The organism is Shewanella sp. 1CM18E (assembly GCF_023161665.1).
Taxonomy (GTDB): Bacteria; Pseudomonadota; Gammaproteobacteria; order Enterobacterales; family Shewanellaceae; genus Shewanella.
This window is the reverse complement of record NZ_JALNTW010000001.1, coordinates 732104-748790: the sequence shown is the minus strand read 5'-3', so window position 1 is coordinate 748790 and position 16687 is coordinate 732104. Positions and strand designations below refer to the sequence as shown.

The following is a 16687-nucleotide window of genomic DNA, read 5'->3' as shown; positions in this document are numbered from 1 at the left end:
TGTTAACGCACGGTAGGAAAGCTCCCTTTTAGGGAGTTATATCAAAGCCACCTTCTTCAGAAGGTGGATCTTTTACTTATCTAGCGTTTACTGGTTTAAGTAACGAACCGCCATTTCTGTGCGTGATTTGGCGTTGGCTTTACGCAGTAAGTTTTTCACATGCACCTTTACTGTGCCTTCGCTGATATGCAGCTGCTCTGCCACAATACGATTACTTTGTCCTTCAGCTAAATGCTGCAAGATCTCGAGCTCTCTTGGGGTTAAGTTTTCGATCCACTCTTGCTCATTAACAGAGCTGTTAAGCTCAGATAGATACTCTTGTACTGTGTCACTAATAACGCGATGGCCAAGCATGGTTTTCTTAAGCATATCGAGTAATAGATCTGGCTCAGTATCTTTTAGTAGATAGCCGTCAGCACCAGCGCGTACTAGACGAATAACATCTTGCTTAGCATCGGAAACGGTTAAAATCACAATGCGAGAAGTGACACCTTCCTGCCTAAGAGCATTAAGTGTATCTAACCCCGTCATGCCTTTCATATTAAGGTCGAGCAATATAATGTCTGGTTCGTTCTCACTGACTGCAGACATAGCGTCTAATCCTGATCCCGCTTCACCAAAAAGAGTAAAGTCTGAATCAGAGGTCACTAGCTGACAGATCCCACGACGAAGTAGTGGATGATCGTCGATCACCAACACTGAATAGGGTTTTCCCATTTTACCGCCTCCTACTGAGGAAATAGCGTCTGTAAATCAGACGAACTAAACAATTATATTTGCGCTTTAAACTAAATAATATCCCGTAAACTGGCAGCGGTTAAGGCTACGCTGGCTCTTGTTCGGGAGGGAAGGTTAAGGTCACTGTCGCCCCGCCTTTATTATTTGAGCCAAAGTCTACCACACCGGATAGTCGACTGGCGCGCTCATGCATTATGCCAAGACCAAAATGTTGGTCTCTTTCTTGTAATGCGTCAATGCCGATGCCGTCATCGCTTATGCTAATAATAACCTTTTCATTAGACACTTTTTGACAGCTAATATGAATATGTTTTGCGCTTGCATGCTTAATGGCATTTAAAGTGGCTTCACGTGTAAGCTGCAAGATATGAATATGCTGGTGTGCGCCGAGCAATTGCGGCGGTAACTTATAATCTAAAGTAATGTTAGCATTTGACTGACCACGCAATTGCTCAATCATCCCTTCGATGGCGTGACCTAGGTTAGGATCTTTAATGGTTAAGCGGAAGGTCGATAAAAGCTCCCTAAGCTGCACGTAAGCAGTAGTTACTCCCTCATTAATCTCTTGCAACTGCTCGGCAGCTCTTGGGCTCTTAGACGTTTTGTCGAGCTCCTTTGAAAGTAAGTTAACTTGGATCTTTAAAAACGATAGTAACTGGCCTAAAGAGTCGTGTAGTTCTCTAGCGATAACCCCGCGCTCCTCCATTAATGCTAACTGTTGGCGCTGTTCGCCCGCGTTATAAATCACCATGGAGCGAGCGAGCATGATGGCAAAGTTGTTAATTAGCTGGCTTGAGAATGGAACAGCAGAGTTTACTTCAATATAACCTAGATTATTTTGCTCAAATTTTAAGGGGAATTGAATGGTGTTATCGCTACCGTGTGGCCATTCATCTTCGTCTCCGGCTGTAATGATATCGGCAACTTCGCCATCTTCGACCATCACTAAACGCAGATGCACGTCTTTTTCATGTAGCTGCAGAGCATTAAGGGCTTGGGATAATGTGCTTTTATTTAGCTTACTCGAATGCAGCATTAGCAAGCTGTCGTATAACAGGGTTAACTCGTCGTTGGCGCGGGTGAGGGCGACGGTTTTTTCTTGTACTTGATCTTCTAGCCCTTGGTAAACAGTAGCTAGCTTTTTCACTGTTGAGTCTAGGGCGCAGCTTAGCGCACTTAGTTCTAGGTACTCTGTTTGAGGCATCTCAACATTGAAGTTTCCCTGCGAAATTGTATCAGCGGTTTGCATTAATTGTTGCAAAGGTTTAACAACTTTGCGTTTAGCGATACGCACTACAAAAAAGGCAATAAGCAACATTAACCCTAAGCCAACAATTTGGCTAAGAGCCAATATTTTTAGTTTCAACGCGGCATATTGCTCGGTCTCGAGAACGAACAGATCAATTGTATCGACAAAATCTTTTAATGCTGCGGCATACAATCGAGATTCTTCGGTTTCAATGTAATAGCGCATGACTTGCCATTTATCGATGACCGTTAGGTACTTATCTTTTAAATCTTGTGGTGTATACCAAGTCAGTGAACGCTTAAGTGCTTGAGAATGTAATGTATTTTCAAATTCGACAATTTTGTTCGCTGCTTCTTCGCTGCCTGAATTGGCATAAAACATTAGCCGATAACTCTGCATTCTTAATGAACCAGAAGCATTGATTGCACGAGCATCACCTAAGCTATAAGAAAGGTTGATAATAGCAAAAATCGCGAGGCCGCTAGAAAGTAAAATCAGCGTTAACATGAAGCCCCAAATCGCTGTCGTGAGTCTACCTTTTTTCATCTAAAAAAATCTCGTAATGGGCATTTATGTGCTATTAATTTATAGCGGTTTTACATTAGTGGTTACTTGATTACGTTAACAAATACATAAAAGTGTGAGCAACACCACGTTTACAATTTGATCTAACGCAAACTTCACTCCGGATACCCCATAAGGGGTATGTTTTTGTTAAATGGAAGTGATTAACTTCGACCTTGGAATAGGTGGGACTATATAAAGATTATAAAAGTAACATGGAGATGAGATGGTGAAAACATTAACTAAAAAGACTTTTGCACTAAGTGCAATCGTTGCTGCGAGCTTAATTGCTGGTAGCGCATTCGCAAGCGATAAAACTGAACCTCGTAATGAAGTTTATAAGGATAAGTTTTCAAAGCAGTATAACAGCTGGCATGACACGTCTGAAAGCGTTGAGATTATCGATGCCCTTGAGCAAGACCCTAACCTAGTGATTTTATGGGCGGGTTACGGTTTCGCTAAAGACTACAACAAAGCGCGTGGTCACATTTACGCAGTAACCGACTTACGTAATACATTACGTACTGGCGCACCAAAAACTGCTGAAGATGGCCCAATGCCAATGGCATGTTGGTCTTGTAAGAGCCCTGATGTACCTCGCATGATTGAAGAACAAGGTGAAGACGGTTACTTCAAAGGTAAGTGGGCTAAAGGTGGTCCAGAAATCGTTAACTCTATCGGTTGTTCTGACTGTCACGAAAAAGGTAAGTCTAAGCTACGTATCTCTCGCCCATACGCTGAACGCGCAATGGAAGCGATTGGCACACCATTCGAGGACGCTTCTCGTAAAGACAAGCAATCTATGGTTTGTGGTCAGTGTCACGTAGAGTACTACTTTGAAAAGACTGCTGATAAAAAAGGTTTTGTTAAGTTCCCATGGGACAAGGGCACAACTGTTGAAGATATGGAAGCATACTATGATGCTATCGACTTCGCAGATTGGACTCACGCTATCTCTAAAACGCCAATGCTAAAAGCTCAGCACCCAGGTTATGAAACTTGGCAGCTAGGTATGCACGGTAAGAACAATGTAAGTTGTACTGACTGTCACATGCCTAAGGTGAAAAACGCTGAAGGCCGTAAGTTTACCGATCACAAAGTGGGTAACCCATTTGATCGTTTCGAAGAAACTTGTGGTACTTGTCATGACCAAAGCAAAGAGTTCATGGTTAACCTAGATAACGAGCGTAAAGCTAAGGTTAAGCAGATCCAACTGCAAGCTGAAGAGCAATTAGTTAGAGCTCACTTCGAAGCGGGTGCTGCTTGGAAAGCAGGTGCTACTGAAGCTGAAATGAAGCCAATCCTAACTGATATCCGTCACGGTCAATGGCGCTGGGATTATGCAATCGCTTCTCACGGTGTTGCATCTCACGCTCCAGATGAAGCGTTACGTGTACTAGGTACTGCACTAAACAAGGCTGCTGATGCTCGCGTTAAGTTAGCTCAACTACTTGCTAAGAAAGGTGTACCTCAGCCGGTTGCACTTCCAGATATCTCTACTAAAGCTAAAGCGCAAGCAGCTCTAGGTATGGATATGGATAAGATGAATGCTGATAAAGCAGAATTCAAGAAGACTATTCTACCTAAGTGGGATGCTGAAGCTAAAGAGCGTGAAGCAACTTACAAGTAAGTTTAGTTAAACACTTTGAATTAATATAAGTGTTTGATGTAAAAGCCCTCATTTGAGGGCTTTTTTGTTTTCAGCCCTAAACCACCAACTTCAATAGGTGGTTACCATCAATGTTGTTCATTATTTAATTAGTTTTAACAGAGCTTTAAAGCGATCACCTTGTGCATGGTGTTGCAATTCAAATAGCAGGGTTTCAATGTTGGTTTGTATTGCACCGTAAGACAGCATCATTTCAATACCACTGATTTTATTCGCAAGCTCCCGCGAAGCCACTGCATCAATAACAAGGTGAGGTTGATAGCCATTGTCTAGTAAGTCACGACAGGTTTGATATACGCAAACATGAGTTTCAATCCCCGCCAAAATAACTTGCTTTCGGCCCATTTGAGTTAGCTGTTGCTGTAATTCATTGGCTTGCCAGCCACTAAAGTGATGTTTACTAATAGGGGCAAATGGTTTGATGGCGCTGGCGATATCTGGGCTGGTGGCACCAAGTTTATCGGGTAGCTGCTCTAAACATAAAACAGGTATATCAAAAAGTTGTACGCCTTTAATCAATGTTTTTAAGTTTTGATGTAGCCGCTCGCTTTGCTCTACTACACGCGCCAATTGGCCTTGTACATCAACCACCAGTAATACACATTGTTCTGCTTTGAGCATGTTCATTTCCTCATTGGTGTTTAGGCACGGCTTGTTTTTAAGCTGATGGTAATAGTCTTACTATCTGCCTCCAATTGGCGATAAGTCTAACGACTGAGCTACCGATGCTTTACAACAGTGCATTTGAGTAACCTACGCACATCATTGGTGCATAAATAGCCAGCAGGTAAAACCCGGAATCATTTAGTTTCCTGATTAATAAGGCTTTTTTATTTTGGCCTAATGCTTGAATTGTATTTAACAAACAAGAAATGCAATTTGGGAGAGAGTCATGAAACTGGTTAGTGCAATTATAAAACCATTTAAATTAGATGATGTACGCGAAGCCATTGCGGGTGTAGGCATTGAAGGTATGACGGTTACTGAGGTGAAAGGCTTTGGTCGCCAAAAAGGGCATACCGAGCTCTATCGTGGTGCAGAATATCAAGTCGACTTTCTCCCTAAAGTTAAGCTGGAGATAGCCATAAAAACTGAGCGATTAGAGCTGTTACTAGAAGCAATTACCGGCGCGGCTCGCACAGGAAAAATTGGTGACGGTAAAATTTTTATTACTGATCTTGAGCAAGCCATTCGAATTCGAACTGGTGAATTCGATAACGACGCACTTTAAAGGGGAAAAGCAAATGGATGATTTAGCCAAGTTGGGATTAACGGTAACAGAGTTACGCTTTGCCCTAGATACTTTCTATTTTTTAATTTCGGGTGCCTTAGTTATGTGGATGGCGGCAGGTTTTGCCATGCTAGAAGCTGGGCTTGTGCGCTCTAAAAACACCACAGAAATTTTGACTAAAAACGTGTGTTTATATTCTATCGCTTGTGTGATGTATTTAATTGTTGGTTACAACATTATGTATGTTGATAGTGCTGAAGGCGGTTGGTTGCCATCATTTGGTAGTTTGATTGGCTCGCAAGATGCCGGTGCCGATCATGCTTTAGAGTCTGATTTCTTCTTCCAGGTTGTGTTTGTGGCAACAGCAATGTCTATTGTGTCTGGAGCGGTTGCTGAGCGTATGAAGTTATGGGCGTTTTTAATTTTCTCTGTGTTTATGACTGCCATTATCTATCCTGTGGAAGGCTATTGGACATGGGGCGGCGGATTTTTAGCTGAAGCGGGTTTTGTCGATTTTGCTGGTAGTGGCATTGTGCATATGGCTGGTGCAGCTGCGGCGATTTCTGGCGTGCTGCTATTAGGTGCCCGTAAAGGTAAGTATGGCGCTAATGGTCAGGTGAATCCTATTCCTGGTTCAAATCTACCTATGGCAACCTTAGGTATGTTTATTCTTTGGATGGGCTGGTTCGGTTTTAATGGTGGTTCACAGTTGCTGGTATCTGACGCTGAAAACGCCAGCGCCGTTGCTAAGATTTTTGTTAATACTAACTCTGCTGCCGCTTTTGGTGCTTTATCAGCATTAGTGGTTTGCCGTTTGATTTGGGGCAAGGCTGATTTGACCATGATCTTAAACGGTGCATTAGCTGGCTTGGTGGCAATTACTGCTGATCCGTTATCACCTTCATTAACCATGGCCGGTGTAATTGGTGTAGTGGCTGGTGGTCTGGTTGTATTTTCAATTGTGGCATTTGATAGAGTGAAAATTGATGATCCTGTAGGTGCTATTTCGGTGCACGGTGTAGCAGGTTTACTTGGTTTAGTGCTGGTGCCTTTATCTAATCCTGAGGCGACATTGATTACTCAGCTATATGGCGCAGCAGTAATTTTTGCTTGGGTGTTTTCTGCATCGACTCTTGTTTGGTTGGCACTTAAGCTCACTATGGGTATTCGTGTTACAGAAGAGGAAGAGTATAACGGCATGGATGCATCTGATTGCGGTATTGATGCTTACCCTGAGTTTGTGTCGATTAAAAGCTCGAGTTAATTCAAGCTATCAAATAGCTCGCATTAATAGCGCTAAATACTAAAACAGAGCTAAAACCTAAAACAGAGCTTCGGCTCTGTTTTTTTTATGATTGTGGCTTTGGCTCGGGAGTCGTTGCTTGTGAGTACTAGTTTGTAAGAAATAGCTTGTGAGTACTAGCTTGTTGCTAGTAGCCCATGACTAAAATCGTGTTAAGTGGTAAATCTTTATACGGTTGTAGTCGATTTACGCTACAGTAGCGCTAACTAGGTAAACGAGGAGCGATTATGCATTGGGTTATACAAGCAATTAAAGCGAGCATGTATAAGCTGCGGCTTGTTAGTTCATTTAGCCTTATATCGCTACTTTGCCTATTATTTATTGCGAGTGCATCCGCTGGGCAGGTAGTCGTAAGAAAGTCGAGTGAACCATTTGATGCTTTTGCGGTGCGAGATGAAGTGCAGCGCAAACATCAGTGGCAAGAGGCACTGCGTTATCAGCAACAGCTGCAAATTTTACAAAGCTTGCCCATTGGTTGTTTAGCAGTTGTGGCTCCCTATCAGCACTTTGCTTGCCAAGGTTTGTATTACCGACCTTATCAGTACCAAAATCAGCAGCTTTATATTCAAATCGACCCTCCAATCCAAACTGACCAGCCTTAGCCATTTTTGCTTGAGGAAATTGATCGCTGTATTAACAAGATAAAGTATCAATTTATCGGGGACTCGCATTTACTGGTTTAATTGCAGGCTATACATTTTAGCTGCAATCTTTTTGTACTTTTTTCATCCTGATTCATATTAATGACATATGCTTAATGTATAGAGCCTTTGTGTTGAGTGTGCGATGAAACGACCCGTTTTGCTTCTTTTCGGATTAATTACTTGTCTACTTTTTGGTTGTGCCAGCCAGCAGCCCAAGCCTATTGCTGATTTAACCCCTTACTTCCATGATTCACATTTCACGCCAGTTTCCTCGCTACCAAGTCCAGAAGAACTGTTTGAATTGCCCGCTGAAGCCATTGCCGAGTTAAAACGTGCGCAGCAACGCTCGAACAAATATCAACAGCAATCTAGGTTAATGGTGCATGAATGGCTTGCAAATTATATTAATGCCGATGATGGCGGCTTTAAGTATGCGGACAATGTGACTCGCACAGCGAGTGAAACCTTTAATGATCGCGAAGGTAACTGTTTGTCGCTAGTGGTATTAACTGCTGCGTTAGCTGAAGTTGTTGATGTAAAGGTTGAATTTCAAGATATCGGTATTCCGCCGATATGGGATAGACAAGGTGGCTTCTATTTAGTCAATGGTCATATCAACTTAGTGCTATTGCCTCAGGAGAAAGACAATGTATTTAACCTGTCTACGCGCTCAATTCAGATCGACTTTCTACCTGAGCGTGCAATGCAGGGCTATAACAAACAAAGAGTTAATAAATCGACGGTGATCTCTATGTTTTATAATAACTTGGCTGCTGAGGCATTAGTTGCTGGAGATTATGATAAGACTTACAGCTTGCTAAAACTGGCGCTTAACGAGCAGAGCCATTTTCTACCAGCGTTAAATACCTTAGCAGTGCTGTATCGTTATAAACGTATGAATCATGAGGCAGAGGCGCTTTATCGCTATGCGTTAACTGTAAGCCCAGAAGATATGAACGCGCTTAATAATTACGCGATTATGTTGGCAGCACAAGATAGGTTAGAAGAGTGGGCTGATGTGCATAGAGTGCTAGAGCTCGCTCGTATACGTAACCCTTATTACTATTATGGTATGGCGCAGCAGGCCTACTTAGATAGGCAGTATCAAGACGCGCTGGCTTGGTATAAGCGAGCTATTGCAAAGGCTGATTATCGCCATGAGTTTTACTTTGGTTTATCGCGTACCTATTGGGTCACAGGCGATGAAAAACGTGCTCAGCAAAATCTGCAAAAAGCCTTATCGCTAACTAAAGATGACCGCAATAAACAGCGTTATCAGTCAAAACTGCAGGCTATGCGCAGTCATTGATTTTTGCTACTTAGCCGTAATCCTAGCCACTCGGTTTATCCCATCTACTATTAAAGCCGCTGCTGAAGGCGGCTAGTTTTTTGCCGCGATTTTAATGCAATTTTAGCTGCTTGTTTGACTGAGACTGAGCAGTTTTCTAGACGAAGAAATTGGTTGTGATTATAGAAGATGGATCAATATTATCGCTAAGCCTAATTTGAGTCTTAGTAAAAGATTAAATGTGTTTTCAATAAGCTTAGCTCGCTTTGCACTGATATATTTATGCTAATTAGATGTTTTATCAGGCTAAATGGTTAATCAGGTGAGAGTTTATTTCTATTTTATGAAAGTTATTTTTATTTTAAACAATAGTTTAAAAATATTTAGGTTAAATAATAATAACTTGATTGCAATCTATGCTCATACTGGCTAAATTGACTGCAGTATCGCAATTGAGAGATCTGTATTCATAGGCTAGACGGAGCAAGTATTACCATGTATTACCAAAATGATGATGTTCGAATTAATAAAATTAAAGAGTTGTTACCTCCTATTGCGATTTTGGAGCGATTTCCTGCAACAGAGAACGCATCAGCGACCGTATTTAATGCCCGTGAAAGCATTCACAATATTTTAGCTAAAAAAGATGACCGCTTATTGGTGGTTATTGGTCCATGCTCGATCCACGATCCTGTCGCTGCGCTCGAATACGGTAAGCGTTTAGTTGAACTAAGAGACCGTTATAAAGATCAGTTAGAAATCGTTATGCGGGTTTATTTTGAGAAGCCACGTACAACCGTTGGTTGGAAAGGTTTGATCAATGATCCATATATGGATAACAGCTTCAAGCTAAACGATGGCCTGCGCACTGCACGTAAACTATTGTTAGATTTAAATGATCTGGGGCTACCAACTGCTGGTGAGTTTCTAGATATGATCACCCCGCAATATGTTGCCGACTTAATGTGTTGGGGCGCGATTGGTGCGCGTACAACTGAGTCTCAAGTCCACCGTGAGCTTGCTTCTGGTCTATCAAGTCCTGTTGGTTTTAAAAATGGAACTGATGGCACAATTAAAGTGGCTATCGATGCAATTGGCGCGGCAAGCGCACCGCACCACTTCTTATCTGTGACTAAGTTTGGTCATTCTGCAATTGTTGAGACCAAAGGTAATCCTGATTGCCATATTATTTTACGTGGCGGTAAAGAGCCTAATTATAGCGCGGCGCATGTAAGTGATATTAAGCAGCAGCTTGAAAAAGCGAAACTTGCTAGCAATATTATGATTGATTTTAGTCATGCTAACAGCAGCAAGCAGTTTGAGCGTCAAATGTTGGTTGCTGATGATGTTGCAGCGCAAGTTGCCGGTGGTGAAGACGCTATTTTTGGTGTGATGGTTGAGAGTAACTTAATTGAAGGCCGCCAGGATCATATTCAAGGTCAGTCACTATGTTATGGCCAGAGTGTGACTGATGCTTGTATTGGTTGGAGCGACACTGAAAGCCTATTGGCGACACTGAATCAAAGTATTACTCAGCGTAGAGCGGGTTAATAAGTAAAAAGGAGGCTAAGGCCTCCTTTTTTAATTCAAATATTCAGCTGAGTGAACTACTTTCCTTCTTGCTCAAGCAAGTATTGGTTAGCTTTAGCTAAGCTGCCAAAAGAAGCAATGAGGTTGTTTTGTCCCTTTTCCTGAATTTCAGGATTTCCAGATTGGGTCATCATCCATATCCATGTTTGGATGAGTGGTAATGGGGGATATTGTGGCTTGGATGAGTCAAGCATGTTTGCATCCTTTTGTAGTTAACTTGAAAAGCGTCATATCGACTCTTCTAACTTGTTCACTTTTAATTTTGTAGCGCAGAGAATATCAAATTCTTTTCTTTGGGTTAACAGTATTTACGCGACTTAGTACAAAATAGTCAAAAAGTGTGTAAACCGGCTCAGTTTCTGAGTTCGCCTGCCGCTATATTGAGCTTAAAATAGTACGATAGCATAGCCGTGAGCAAGTGTTTGTTAACTTTTTTATTACACCAATGGTGCCTGTTTTTTAGCTGAAAATAGCTAAATTCTTGTCGTACAATAGAAATTCTAGTCTATACATTCAACTTATATTGGAAGTGAAAATGCGCCCTTCATTATATTTCGATGGCCCAGTAGGTAAGCTTAATTGGCATGTATTGCGTATGTTATGGCCGTATCTTATCGAGTTTAAGCAAAGAGTGGGGTTGGCGCTGTTGTGCTTGGTCGTAGCGAAAGTGGCAAGCGTAGGTTTGCCTTTTGTATTAAAGGCATTAGTGGATGGCTTGTCTAATACTTCGACGGCTGAGCTTATATCGGTTCCAATCTCATTAGTTGTTGCTTACGGCTGTATTCGTTTACTTAATACGTTGATTTCGGAAGTTAGAGATACCTTGTTTGGCAGAGTGACCGAGCGAGCAATCCGTCGTTTAGGAATGGCGGTATTTGAACATTTACACCGATTAGATATGGCGTTTCATTTAGAGCGCCGCACAGGTGGCTTGTCTCGAGATATTGAGCGCGGCACTAGTGGTATGAGTTTTTTGATGCGCTTTATGGTGTTCAATATTGTGCCGACGATTTTAGAAATCGTATTGGTGGTGGGAATTTTATTTTACAACTATGGCTATAAATTTGCGGGCGTAACCTTATTATCCGTGATTGCTTATGGAGCTTATTCGATAGTTGCTACCGAGTGGCGAACCGGCTACGTGCGCGATGCAGCAAAAGCCGACTCGGTTTCTAATACGCGAGCGATAGATAGCTTACTTAACTATGAAACGGTGAAGTATTTTAATAATGAGCAGTATGAGGCTAAGCAATATGATGTTGCGCTAGCCCAGTGGGAGGACGCTAAACGTAAAAACCGTTTATCTTTGTTCGCCTTAAATGCAGGTCAAGCTTGTATTATCTCGGTTGCTATGACGCTGATGCTAGGTATGGCGGCGTATGATGTGACTCAAGGCGTGATGACCATTGGTGACTTTGTGTTGATCAATGCGTTTATGATGCAGCTGTTTATTCCGCTTAATTTTCTTGGTTTTGTTTATCGCGAGATCCGCGGTGCATTTGCCAATATTGAACGTATGTTCGATTTATTAGATAAAGTGCCACTGATTAATGATGAGCAAGACGCACATAACCAAGCGTTAACTCAAGGGCGTGTGTCATTTGAGCATGTTGGCTTCCGTTATGATTCACGTACGATATTAGATGATGTGAGTTTTACTATTGAACCGGGCGAGAAAGTGGCGATTGTTGGTGACAGTGGTGCAGGCAAATCAACCTTAGTTAAACTGCTGTTCCGTTTTTACGATGTGGTAGATGGCAAAGTAATGATTGATGGTCACGATATTCGGCATGTGACTCAAGATGTCTTAAGGCAAGCTATCGCGATTGTTCCGCAAGATACGGTTTTATTTAACGATACCTTGATTGAAAACATTCGTTATGGCCGCCCAGAAGCCAGCATAGATGAAATCAATGCTGCGATTAAAATGGCTCATTTGGGCAATTTTATCGCCAGCCTGCCTGAAGGCGGTGACACTAAAGTGGGTGAACGTGGCTTAAAGTTATCAGGCGGTGAAAAGCAGCGTGTAGCTATTGCTCGAGCTATTTTGAAAAAAGCACCAATTTTAGTATTTGATGAGGCCACATCATCGTTAGATAGTCATTCAGAGCAAGCTATTTTGTCTGCCTTAAAAGAGGTGGCGAAAGGCCACACAAGTTTGGTCATTGCCCATAGATTGTCGACTGTAGTCGACGCTGATCGGATTATTGTACTCAGCCAAGGAAAGGTAGTTGAATCAGGTAGTCACAATGATTTACTCGCTAAAAAGGGCTTTTATGCCAAGTTATGGCGAGTGCAACAAGAAGCGAGTGAATAGCTATTAAAGCTAGAGTTCAGCAAAGGTTCAGTTTCATATTGCTATAATCGCACATAAATTAACGGCAAACGGATACTGAGAAGGTAACAATGAAAAATATACCTATACTTGCGCAAATTGAAGGCCAAGACAGTAAAGTGAATACTGATTGGTTAGCGATTATGGCTACGCTGAAAAAGCGTGGACTAGAAACTGACGAACTTGAAGTTGTATATTTTGAATTGCACGCTGGTATGCGTGTCACAACTCGAGGGCTGAGTTTGGCAAAAGCAATACCAGAGTCGCCACTTGCAGGTCTTTTACATGAGCCAAAGTTTTCAGCTCGAGATTACGCCGGCATGCTTAGCGCTTAAAAGTCGAGTTTACCTAGTTTCCAGCCGTCACAAATAAGCTTTGTTTTTGTTGAGGAGGCTTTCATTGGCGTTAATCCGGTGATTTTGCCTTCTCTAAAACAGACATGCTCCCCTTCTATCACCGTCATTCGCTCACAACTATTACAGCTATCAGACAAGGCTTTAGGTTTAGAGGTCTGGTTTGAATTACTCATCGAATTTCCTTAGCTATTGACCAAAGTGAGATTGGCTTAAAACAACCTCTGCATTTTGTTTTATATCCAATTGATACAGTTCACCAAAAGTTGATTCACTGATCTTTTTGATAGTGGGGCCACCAAGTGCGCTAATTATCATAGGAAGAGTATTAGAGTGTCCAGCAATTAAGCTATTACCAGGCTCTTTATTTACTAAAGCGACAATATTATTTACATGAGCAGTTAGCCCAGATTTAGTTGCTGCAATAGTGACAGTAAGCGCTTTATCTTTGGCTATAGGGGTTAGGGTTAACTGGGTTCTTTGATAATCGGAGGCAATCAGCTGAGATAATTCAAACTGCGATAACTGCTTAGCTAGTGCTTGAGATCTCGCTATTCCGGCCGGACTAAGCTTTGGATCTCGGTTATCGGATATATTCTTTTCAGCATGCCTTACTAACAACACAACTTTGGTGATATCGCTACTTTTATTAAGTGCGGGCTTGCTAATTGCATCTTGTGCGGCGAAAGAAAGATTGCCTAGCATGCTAATTGCAAGACAAGTATAAGCAAACAGTTTTATAAATGTTGGACTTATCAACTTCACGTAGGCTCCTTAACAGTGGCTAATGGATGCTTTGTTGCGTTAACTTAGGTTAAGCAACCGTAGCAGTTTTCCCATAATAAAATCGGCAAGTCAGTAGATCAAATTCTTATACTGATTGGTATAATGTTTCTGTTGCACAAATAAAAGCATATGCTTATTTATAGCTTTATCCTTAGGTAACGGCATGTTACAGATTGTGCATTGTTACATACAAAGCATAGTTTGATATGTTGTTACAGACGCAATAGAGCTTGGAGTGCTATTAGTCCAGGTTCGTACAATAGACTTAGGGGCATGCTATGTGGATAGAAGGACAGGTTGTATCTAGGCAAGATTGGAGTGATAAGCTCTTTTCTCTTCGAATAAAAGTCGATATTGGTGACTTTATTGCAGGTCAGTTTATTAAGCTTAGCCAAGTCGTAGACGATAAAAGGATAGGTCGAGCATATTCTCTAGTTAACCCTCCGGGGACTGACTACATTGAGATCTTGGCGGTTGCAGTAAACGATGGTCAGTTATCTCCTAACCTTCAAGCGCTGAAAGTTGGTGATAGCATTGATGTTGCGACTAAAGCGACTGGTTTTATGACACTCGATGAACTACCTAAAAATGAGCAAAAAGGTAAGCACCTTTGGTTTATAGCGACAGGTACGGCAGTCGGTCCATTTATCTCGATGATGGCAACGAATGAACCATGGCAATCTTATGACCAAGTGATATTGGTATACGGAGTGCGAGAAGTACAAGATCTTGCTTACCTACAGCTACTTAAACAGTTTGAAGCAGACTACCCCGAGCAATTCAAATTGGTGCTTTCGGTAACGAGAGAACCTTTTGCTGACGCATTTAGTCAAAGGATCCCGGAGTTAGTGGTAAGTGGTGAAGTTGAATCAAAAACTGGAATAACTATCAACTCAGCCGATTCACAAGTTATGTTGTGTGGTAACCCCGGTATGATTAGCGAGATGCAACAGATCCTCACGGATAAGGGGTTAGTGAAAAACTTGCGCCGTGCACCAGGTCAAATCACAGTAGAAAAATATTGGTAACTAATGGAAGAGCTTAACCATGAAACTGTTTTATTCTGATGCATCCCCCTATGCGCGCTGTGTACGTGTGTTACTGCGTTACTATGGCGTAAACGATGTTGCTGAAGTCATTGTCGATCCTTTTGTGAATGATGCTGAATTCTTGCGTTGTAACCCGTTAGCAAAAGTCCCCTGTTTAAGCTTGAATGATGGCTCATCTTTATATGACAGCGAAGTGATAATGAAGTTTATCGACGCTAAATACGGAGACTGTAAGCTATTCGCGGGTCAATACAATGATTGGGCTAACCAGTGCCACTTTTCATTGTTAAAAGGCATGTTAGATAGCGCTGTGTCATTAAGGCAAGAGCAGTTGCGTGAACAAGACGGTTTGCGTTCCGACTTTTGGGCAGCAAGGTTCGAGCAGGCGTTGCTTAGGGGATTAAAGCAAGTGGAGCAGTTGGGACTCAGCCATTTTCAAGAGTTAACCGCCCAGCAGGTGATGCTGGTTTGTCTATTAGACTATCTAGATTTTCGTCACCCTCAATTGTCTTGGCGTAAGGTGGTGCCTGCACTATCACTATGGCACGGCAATATTGCACAAACCGAGTTATTCCTATCGACCTTACCTAAGCGCTAATATGGCTGATAACAAAGCGCTAAGGTAATGTAAGTTAAGTATTTACTGATGTAATATGGCTTGTTAGTGAAAGTGTTAAATCTGTGATAAAAACTTGCTGTTCAGTTAAGTTTTGATTACCATTCGTGCGACTGAGAATTATTATCAGTATCACTTAGTGATGCACCGTACGATATTTGAGGGAGAAACAAATGAAAATGGTAAAAAGTCTTGCTGTAATAGGGCTTGCTTGCTTTGCTTCAATTGCAAATGCGGCAGATAGTTTAACTGTATACTCCTATCGACAAGCTTTTCTAATTGACCCAATCTTAGCCGATTTCACCAAAGAAACGGGTATTAAGGTTGACGTTGTGTTTTCGAAAAAAGGCATTGCGGAGCGCATGTTGCGCGAAGGTCGCTTATCTAAAGCTGATGTGGTGCTAACTTCTGATTTTTACCGTTTAATGGAACTCGTTGAAAAAGATCTGGTTACTCCTGCAGCCAGTGATACGTTACAACAAAATATCCCTGCAAAATATCGTTCTCCAGATGACGAGTGGTATGCGCTGACTATGCGCGTTCGTAATATCTACTCATCAAAAGATCGCCTAGGTAAGCTTGATATCAATTATGAAGATTTAGCAGACCCAAAATATAAAGGTAAGATTTGTACCCGTAGCGGTAAGCACCCTTACAATGTTTCGCTAGTTGCTTCAATGATTGCCCATCATGGTGAGCAAGAAACTAAAACTTGGTTAGAGGGTTGGAAAGCTAACCTTGCGCGTAAACCACAAGGTAATGACAGAGCACAGGTTAAAGCTGTTAGCGAAGGTCTTTGTGACTTGGCGATTGGTAACAGCTATTACTTAGGCAAAATGTTGCAAGATCCAAAGCAACAAGCTTGGGCTGATGCGATAGAAATTAACTTCCCTAACCAAGACAACCGTGGTTCACATATCAATGTTTCTGGCATGGCAATGGCAAAACATTCAAAGAACCAAGCTGCTGCGCTTAAGTTGATGGAGTTTTTATCAGGCGATAAAGCTCAGCAAACCTATGCTGAAGTTAACTTTGAATACCCAGTTAAGGTTGATGTTGCACCGTCTAAGCTAGTTGCTTCTTGGGGGGAGTTTAAAGCAGATGACTTGCCTATTTACAAGCTAGCTGAATATCACAGCGCTGCGATTAAATTGCTCGATGAAGTAAAATTTGATCTGTAACTTAGTGATAAAGTTGTTTAAGGTTGAGCTAACACGTTAGGCGTAGACTACGCCAAACTGGCTATAAGCTAGTAATATGTGGGCGCCAATG

General features: G+C 41.9%; 17 protein-coding genes. 11 read left to right on the top strand and 6 right to left on the bottom strand.

The window, feature by feature from the left end; genetic code table 11:
- Positions 1 to 87: 87 nt before the first annotated feature.
- Both MSG37_RS03290 and narQ read right to left on the bottom strand, forming a co-directional pair.
- The gene (locus tag MSG37_RS03290) at positions 88 to 717 is read right to left on the bottom strand and encodes a response regulator (protein ID WP_248469112.1); all 630 of its coding nucleotides are present in this window, start codon (positions 715 to 717) and stop codon (positions 88 to 90) included.
- Between the two features lie 106 nt (positions 718 to 823).
- Entirely contained in the window at positions 824 to 2533 is a 1710-nt protein-coding gene (narQ, locus tag MSG37_RS03285) for a nitrate/nitrite two-component system sensor histidine kinase NarQ (RefSeq protein WP_248469111.1), read from the bottom strand.
- Between the two features lie 244 nt (positions 2534 to 2777).
- Between narQ and nrfA the strand changes: the two genes are divergently transcribed.
- Positions 2778 to 4181 (top strand): ammonia-forming nitrite reductase cytochrome c552 subunit, encoded by a 1404-nt coding sequence (gene nrfA / locus MSG37_RS03280; protein WP_248469110.1) that lies wholly within the window; start codon positions 2778 to 2780, stop codon positions 4179 to 4181.
- A 120-nt stretch (positions 4182 to 4301) separates the two neighbouring features.
- Here the strand turns inward: nrfA and MSG37_RS03275 are convergent, their stop codons facing one another.
- Positions 4302 to 4841 carry an isochorismatase family protein gene (locus tag MSG37_RS03275; RefSeq protein ID WP_248469109.1) on the bottom strand — a complete coding sequence of 180 codons (540 nt, stop codon included), beginning with the start codon at positions 4839 to 4841 and terminating at the stop codon, positions 4302 to 4304.
- A gap of 271 nt (positions 4842 to 5112) precedes the next feature.
- On the opposite strand from MSG37_RS03275, the gene MSG37_RS03270 reads away from it, so the two are divergent.
- From MSG37_RS03270 to aroG, 5 genes are all read left to right on the top strand, one after another.
- Complete coding sequence (locus tag MSG37_RS03270; protein ID WP_248469108.1) at positions 5113 to 5451, top strand: P-II family nitrogen regulator; 339 nt, start codon at positions 5113 to 5115, stop codon at positions 5449 to 5451.
- A 13-nt stretch (positions 5452 to 5464) separates the two neighbouring features.
- Positions 5465 to 6715, top strand: a complete 1251-nt coding sequence (locus MSG37_RS03265) for an ammonium transporter (RefSeq protein WP_248469107.1) — start codon at positions 5465 to 5467, stop codon at positions 6713 to 6715.
- Between the two features lie 266 nt (positions 6716 to 6981).
- Complete coding sequence (locus tag MSG37_RS03260; protein ID WP_348984449.1) at positions 6982 to 7356, top strand: hypothetical protein; 375 nt, start codon at positions 6982 to 6984, stop codon at positions 7354 to 7356.
- Positions 7357 to 7540: 184 nt separating this feature from the next.
- The gene (locus tag MSG37_RS03255; RefSeq protein ID WP_248469106.1) at positions 7541 to 8707 is read left to right on the top strand and encodes a hypothetical protein; all 1167 of its coding nucleotides are present in this window, start codon (positions 7541 to 7543) and stop codon (positions 8705 to 8707) included.
- Positions 8708 to 9181: 474 nt separating this feature from the next.
- Complete coding sequence (aroG, locus tag MSG37_RS03250) at positions 9182 to 10237, top strand: 3-deoxy-7-phosphoheptulonate synthase AroG (RefSeq protein ID WP_248469105.1); 1056 nt, start codon at positions 9182 to 9184, stop codon at positions 10235 to 10237.
- A 56-nt stretch (positions 10238 to 10293) separates the two neighbouring features.
- On the opposite strand, the gene MSG37_RS03245 is transcribed toward aroG, so the two are convergent.
- Positions 10294 to 10470: a hypothetical protein gene (locus tag MSG37_RS03245; RefSeq protein WP_108944435.1), complete on the bottom strand. Its 177-nt coding sequence runs from the start codon at positions 10468 to 10470 to the stop codon at positions 10294 to 10296.
- Between the two features lie 341 nt (positions 10471 to 10811).
- Here MSG37_RS03245 and MSG37_RS03240 point away from each other — a divergent pair, with 341 nt between their 5' ends.
- Together MSG37_RS03240 and MSG37_RS03235 are read left to right on the top strand one after the other, a co-directional pair.
- Positions 10812 to 12593 carry an ABC transporter ATP-binding protein/permease gene (locus MSG37_RS03240; protein WP_248469104.1) on the top strand — a complete coding sequence of 594 codons (1782 nt, stop codon included), beginning with the start codon at positions 10812 to 10814 and terminating at the stop codon, positions 12591 to 12593.
- 89 nt (positions 12594 to 12682) lie between these two features.
- Complete coding sequence (locus tag MSG37_RS03235; protein WP_248469103.1) at positions 12683 to 12946, top strand: hypothetical protein; 264 nt, start codon at positions 12683 to 12685, stop codon at positions 12944 to 12946.
- Here MSG37_RS03235 and MSG37_RS03230 read toward each other — a convergent pair.
- Together MSG37_RS03230 and MSG37_RS03225 are read right to left on the bottom strand one after the other, a co-directional pair.
- Complete coding sequence (locus tag MSG37_RS03230) at positions 12943 to 13140, bottom strand: hypothetical protein (RefSeq protein WP_248469102.1); 198 nt, start codon at positions 13138 to 13140, stop codon at positions 12943 to 12945. The genes MSG37_RS03235 and MSG37_RS03230 overlap by 4 nt on opposite strands.
- A gap of 13 nt (positions 13141 to 13153) precedes the next feature.
- On the bottom strand, positions 13154 to 13729 hold the full coding sequence (locus tag MSG37_RS03225; protein WP_248469101.1) for a histidine phosphatase family protein: 576 nt from the start codon (positions 13727 to 13729) through the stop codon (positions 13154 to 13156).
- Positions 13730 to 14028: 299 nt separating this feature from the next.
- On the opposite strand from MSG37_RS03225, the gene MSG37_RS03220 reads away from it, so the two are divergent.
- From MSG37_RS03220 to MSG37_RS03210, 3 genes are all read left to right on the top strand, one after another.
- Positions 14029 to 14778, top strand: a complete 750-nt coding sequence (locus tag MSG37_RS03220; protein WP_248469100.1) for a ferredoxin--NADP reductase — start codon at positions 14029 to 14031, stop codon at positions 14776 to 14778.
- Between the two features lie 19 nt (positions 14779 to 14797).
- Positions 14798 to 15397 carry a glutathione S-transferase N-terminal domain-containing protein gene (locus MSG37_RS03215; protein WP_248469099.1) on the top strand — a complete coding sequence of 200 codons (600 nt, stop codon included), beginning with the start codon at positions 14798 to 14800 and terminating at the stop codon, positions 15395 to 15397.
- A 191-nt stretch (positions 15398 to 15588) separates the two neighbouring features.
- A complete protein-coding gene (locus MSG37_RS03210; RefSeq protein WP_248469098.1) occupies positions 15589 to 16596 on the top strand; it encodes a Fe(3+) ABC transporter substrate-binding protein in 1008 nt (335 codons plus the stop codon).
- Positions 16597 to 16687 lie beyond the last annotated feature (91 nt).

Bases quoted from the DNA above. Each gene is read 5' to 3' on its own strand.
- MSG37_RS03240 (WP_248469104.1), top strand. From the start codon at position 10,812: ATGCGCCCTTCATTATATTTCGATGGCCCAGTAGGTAAGCTTAATTGG.
- MSG37_RS03255 (WP_248469106.1), top strand. From the start codon at position 7,541: ATGAAACGACCCGTTTTGCTTCTTTTCGGATTAATTACTTGTCTACTT.
- MSG37_RS03260 (WP_348984449.1), top strand. From the start codon at position 6,982: ATGCATTGGGTTATACAAGCAATTAAAGCGAGCATGTATAAGCTGCGG.
- MSG37_RS03290 (WP_248469112.1), bottom strand. From the start codon at position 717: ATGGGAAAACCCTATTCAGTGTTGGTGATCGACGATCATCCACTACTT.
- MSG37_RS03270 (WP_248469108.1), top strand. From the start codon at position 5,113: ATGAAACTGGTTAGTGCAATTATAAAACCATTTAAATTAGATGATGTA.
- MSG37_RS03230 (WP_248469102.1), bottom strand. From the start codon at position 13,140: ATGAGTAATTCAAACCAGACCTCTAAACCTAAAGCCTTGTCTGATAGC.
- MSG37_RS03265 (WP_248469107.1), top strand. From the start codon at position 5,465: ATGGATGATTTAGCCAAGTTGGGATTAACGGTAACAGAGTTACGCTTT.
- nrfA (WP_248469110.1), top strand. From the start codon at position 2,778: ATGGTGAAAACATTAACTAAAAAGACTTTTGCACTAAGTGCAATCGTT.
- aroG (WP_248469105.1), top strand. From the start codon at position 9,182: ATGTATTACCAAAATGATGATGTTCGAATTAATAAAATTAAAGAGTTG.
- MSG37_RS03220 (WP_248469100.1), top strand. From the start codon at position 14,029: ATGTGGATAGAAGGACAGGTTGTATCTAGGCAAGATTGGAGTGATAAG.
- MSG37_RS03235 (WP_248469103.1), top strand. From the start codon at position 12,683: ATGAAAAATATACCTATACTTGCGCAAATTGAAGGCCAAGACAGTAAA.
- MSG37_RS03210 (WP_248469098.1), top strand. From the start codon at position 15,589: ATGAAAATGGTAAAAAGTCTTGCTGTAATAGGGCTTGCTTGCTTTGCT.
- MSG37_RS03245 (WP_108944435.1), bottom strand. From the start codon at position 10,470: ATGCTTGACTCATCCAAGCCACAATATCCCCCATTACCACTCATCCAA.
- MSG37_RS03215 (WP_248469099.1), top strand. From the start codon at position 14,798: ATGAAACTGTTTTATTCTGATGCATCCCCCTATGCGCGCTGTGTACGT.
- MSG37_RS03275 (WP_248469109.1), bottom strand. From the start codon at position 4,841: ATGCTCAAAGCAGAACAATGTGTATTACTGGTGGTTGATGTACAAGGC.
- narQ (WP_248469111.1), bottom strand. From the start codon at position 2,533: ATGAAAAAAGGTAGACTCACGACAGCGATTTGGGGCTTCATGTTAACG.